The following is a 4162-nucleotide window of genomic DNA, read 5'->3' as shown; positions in this document are numbered from 1 at the left end:
CAGGAGGCGCGGGCGCGTGCTCGCCGGGTCCAGAGCTGCCCGACCGCGATCAGGACGGCCGCGACGACGAGGACGGCCACGGCCGCCCCTGTGCCGTCAGGCTCGAACAGCACCGCCGGCGCGCCGTTCTCGGTGCTCGGCCACGTCTGCAGGACACCCGGCAGGTGGACGGCCGTGCCCGTCGTGAGGGTGACGGCCACGGCCGCGAGCAGGACCACGACCATGACGGCCGCGCCTGCCAGCACGGCGCCGACGACCGTGACGAGACTGCGGAGGACTGCCGCGACGCCGCGGACGCTGGTGGTGACGAGGGTCATGGTGGGGCTCCTGTCCTGTTCGTGACGGGCCCGGCCGACGGGGTCGACGGGGTCGACGGGGTCGACGCAGGCCCTTCGACGACGCTACGGGCGACGTGCCGTGGACGCCTCCGTCCCACGGGCGACATCTACGGGGGCCATGCCGTCCAGAGCAGCACGATCGCGACGACCTGGAGCAGGAGGCTGGCGACGATCGTGACGACCACGCGCCTCCTCGTGGCCGACAGCTGCGGGTCGCCCAGCAGCGGCGCGAGCGGCATCAGCATGCGGAAGCTCGACTGCTGCGGCAGGAACACCGCGACGAGGTAAGCGACGTACCCGATCGTGTACGTCTGCAGCTCGAGGCCGAGACGCTGCGAGCGACGCACCAGCCCGAGCACCACGACCGCGAGCAGCAGCACCACGGCCACCACCCCGAGCCAGCCGGCCATCGCGTCGCCGAAGCGGAACCACGGCGTGAAGGGGACGAAGCCGTCCGAGCCGATGTAGTCACGCCACCACGACGACTCCGTCGCGAAGTAGCCGTCGCGCTCGCCCGTGACCGCGGCCACGACGACCGGCCACGCGAAGCCCGCCGCGGTGACGACCAGGCCGGCCGCCCAGATGCGGACGTGCTCGGCGAGGGGCGTGCGGTCGCGGTCGTGCTCGGCGAGGGGCGTGCGGTCGCGGTCGTGCTCGTGCTCGTGCTCGTCACGCCGTGTGGCACGGCGAGCACGGATGAGCCGCACCAGCCAGGTCAGCCCGAGCGCCGCCGAGAGGGCGAGGCTGCCGGGGTGAGCGACCGAGGCGAGCACGCCGAGCACCGTGAACCAGGCCCAGCGCCGCAGCGTCATCGCGAGCAGCGCGCCGAACATCAGCAGCAGGAACAGCGACTCCGCGTAGGGCACCTGCAGCACGAACGACATCGGCGCGACGCAGAAGAAGACCGCACCCCAGAAGGAGGCGCGGGCACCGAACCGCGTCAGCATCAGCCGGTGGAGCACCAGCGTCGCCCCGGCCCCCGCCAGCACCGCCACGACGATCGCCGCGATCAGCCAGTCGCCGCCGACCACCGGCCGCACGACCCTCACCAGCGCGGGGAAGAGCGGCATGAACGCCCACGCGTTCTTGACGACCTGGCCGTCGTCGTCCCGCGGCAGCTCGACGGGGTAGCCCTGCTCGGAGATCTCGCGGTAGAACACGGCGTCCCACGACGAGAGGTAGCCCGCGAAGCCCGGGCCTCCGTCGTGCTGCGCCCAGGTCGCGGTCGCCGTGAGGGCGTGCACGACGGCGAGGAACAGCGTCGTGACGAGACGCGAGGCGGCGTAGACGCCGAGGAGGACCAGCGTCGTCGCGAGGCCCGGGCGGGGCAGACGGAGGGTGCCGGCCCGCGGGGCGGACGGCTCCGGGCGCGTGCTGCGCCGCGCCTCCGTCCCCGTCGTCATCGATCTTGTCTACCCGGCAGGCGCTGGGAGGGCAGGCCGCCGTACCCCGCGCCTCTGCTCCGTGCGGCGTTGGGTGCTGAGCCGGCGGGTTCGTCTCGCGGCGGCGGGTTCATGTGGGGCGCGGCGGGTTCGTGTCGCCGGTGGCGGGTCCGCGCCCGCCCGCCGAGGGAGACAGGAACCCGCCGGCTTCAGGTGGCCACTGCGCAGGGAGGGGTGCGTGCGTGCCGCGGCGAGGTGCCCGCGCGCAGGGCGGGGCTGCCGCACCCCGAAGTGGACGATGCACCCCGGAACGACGGGTGCATGGTCCACTCCGGGGTGCAAGGCGAGAGCACAGGGGCCGGCGAGAGCAGGCAGAGCGCAGAAGGCGCGGGCCGGTCTCGAGGACCGGGCCCGCGCCTCCTGCGCTGCGGGTGCAGCAGCGAGCGAGCGGCTAGCGCTTCAGGTTCGTGAGCTCCTGGAGCACCTCGTCCGAGGTGGTGATGATGCGGGCGTTGGCCTGGAAGCCGCGCTGGGCGACGATCAGGTTCGTGAACTCCTGCGAGAGGTCGACGTTGCTCATCTCGAGCGTGCCGCTCGAGAGCGAGCCGACTCCGGGCGAGCCGGGGACGCCGAGCGCCGCGTTGCCCGAGTTCGCCGTGGCGCGGTAGCCCGACGAGCCCGACTTCTCGAGGCCGCCCGGGTTGGCGAAGGTCGCCAGCGCGATGCGGCCGACGGCGAGCGACTCGCCGTTGCTGAACTGCCCGACGAGCGTGCCGTCCTTCGAGAGGCTGAAGCCCTTGAGCGTGCCGGCCTCACGACCGTTCTGGTCGGTGACGGCGACCGTGTTCAGGGCCGCGAAGCCCGTGATCTTCGAGAGGTCGACGGCGATGTTCCCGACGGTCAGCGACGCGGCGCCGTTCTGCACGCCGTCGGTGAAGCTGAGCTGTGTGGTGCTCGGCGTGCCGGTGCCGTCGACGCCGGTGACGTCCCAGCCGATGTCGGTGCGCTTGAACGAGAGGGTCAGGGTGCGCTCGTTGCCGAACGCGTCGTAGACCTTCGAGTCGCGCGTCAGGGTCTCGCCGACCGCGGTCTCGGACGGCAGGTTGCCGGCGACGTTCGCACCGGTCGTGGCGGTGGCCGGCGCCGCGCCGTTCAGGGGCAGCATGATGTCGCCCACCGCGCCTCCGTCGTTCACGACGCCGTTCGTGGCCGAGTAGCCCTGCACGATCTTGCCGTCGGCCGAGACGAGACGGCCGTCGGCGTCGAAGTCGAAGGCGCCGGCCCGCGTGTAGACGGTGTCGTTGCCGAGGCGCGTGACGAAGAAGCCGTCGCCCGAGATCATCAGGTCGGTCGCCTTGCCGGTCGCCTGGGCCGAGCCCTGCGCGAAGTTCGTCGAGATGCCGGCGACCTGCACGCCGAGGCCGACCTGCGCGGGGTTCGTGCCGCCGATGCCGGTCTGCGGGCCTCCGGCGCCCTGGGTCATCTGCGACAGGGTGTCCTGGAACTGCGTGGTCGACGACTTGAAGCCGGCGGTGTTGACGTTGGCGATGTTGTTGCCGGTGACGTCGAGCATGGTCTGGTGCGACCGGAGGCCGGAGATGCCGGAGTAGAGGGAGCGGAGCATGGGAGCTGCCTTTCGGACGGAGCTGAGGAGGCGCGTCCTGCGCGGAGAGACCGGTCGCGTCCTGCGTCCGGGGCGGTGCTGAGAAGTGCGGGGGTGCTGTGCGGCCGTGCCGTGCGGCTGGGCCGTGCGGGGGTGCCGTGCGGCTGGGCCGCGAGGGCGGCGGCGCCGCGAGGGAACGGGTCGCTAGGCCTTCGGCGTCGCGGTGATGCCGGAGATGAGATCCAACGCGACCTCCTTCCCGCCGACGGTGACCTTGGGCACGGACTCGGCGAACGAGACGCTGGTCGCGGTGCCGGTGACGGCCTTGCCGTCGGGGCCCGTGTAGCTGACCTCGCGGCCGACCAGGGCGGACGCCGAGGTGCGCATCTGCAGCGAGAAGCCCTCGTTCGCGGTCGTCGTCTGGTTGGTGATCTGCTCCATCATCGCGAGCTGCGTGGTCTGCGCCATCATCGCGTTGGTGTCCATCGGCGACGACGGGTCCTGGTTCTTCAGCTGCGTGACCAGCAGGTTCATGAACATCTCGCCGTCCATGGCGGTCTTCGTCGTGCGCGCCGAGGACGACTGCTGGGCCGCGGCCATGACGGTCGGGTCGACGGTTCCGGAGATCTGGTCGATCGAGGGCATCTGCTGTGTCTTCCTGTGGAGGGCGGAACGGGGGCGAGCTGTGGAGGGTCGTGCTGTGCGGCGGTGCGGGCCGTGGGCGGCGGTGCTGGCGGCGGCGGCGGGCGGTGCGGGCGCTAGGCCAGCACGTCGATCGAGACGGTCGGCGGCGAGGAGGAGCCCCGCAGCCGTGTCGCTGTTACACATCTCCGAGCCCA

Annotated in this window: 4 protein-coding genes; all 4 read right to left on the bottom strand. The window is 72.3% G+C overall.

Annotation, left to right across the window (positions count from 1 at the left end):
* Positions 1-317, bottom strand: a 317-nt coding sequence (locus RWM17_RS12815) for a hypothetical protein (protein WP_314104238.1), incomplete at its 3' end; no start/stop codon positions are given.
* A gap of 128 nt (positions 318-445) precedes the next feature.
* Positions 446-1741 carry a mannosyltransferase family protein gene (locus RWM17_RS12810; protein WP_314104236.1) on the bottom strand — a complete coding sequence of 432 codons (1296 nt, stop codon included), beginning with the start codon at positions 1739-1741 and terminating at the stop codon, positions 446-448.
* Positions 1742-2171: 430 nt separating this feature from the next.
* The gene (locus RWM17_RS12805; protein ID WP_123547646.1) at positions 2172-3344 is read right to left on the bottom strand and encodes a flagellar hook protein FlgE; all 1173 of its coding nucleotides are present in this window, start codon (positions 3342-3344) and stop codon (positions 2172-2174) included.
* Positions 3345-3527: 183 nt separating this feature from the next.
* Complete coding sequence (locus RWM17_RS12800) at positions 3528-3968, bottom strand: flagellar hook assembly protein FlgD (RefSeq protein WP_123547645.1); 441 nt, start codon at positions 3966-3968, stop codon at positions 3528-3530.
* Between the last annotated feature and the right edge of the window lie 194 nt (positions 3969-4162).

The organism is uncultured Frigoribacterium sp., assembly GCF_963515265.1.
Taxonomy (GTDB): Bacteria; Actinomycetota; Actinomycetes; order Actinomycetales; family Microbacteriaceae; genus Frigoribacterium.
The sequence above is the reverse complement of the archived record's forward strand: the minus strand, read 5'-3'. Positions and strand labels throughout refer to the sequence as shown.

Bases quoted from the DNA above. Each gene is read 5' to 3' on its own strand.
- RWM17_RS12810 (WP_314104236.1), bottom strand. From the start codon at position 1,741: ATGACGACGGGGACGGAGGCGCGGCGCAGCACGCGCCCGGAGCCGTCC.
- RWM17_RS12805 (WP_123547646.1), bottom strand. From the start codon at position 3,344: ATGCTCCGCTCCCTCTACTCCGGCATCTCCGGCCTCCGGTCGCACCAG.
- RWM17_RS12800 (WP_123547645.1), bottom strand. From the start codon at position 3,968: ATGCCCTCGATCGACCAGATCTCCGGAACCGTCGACCCGACCGTCATG.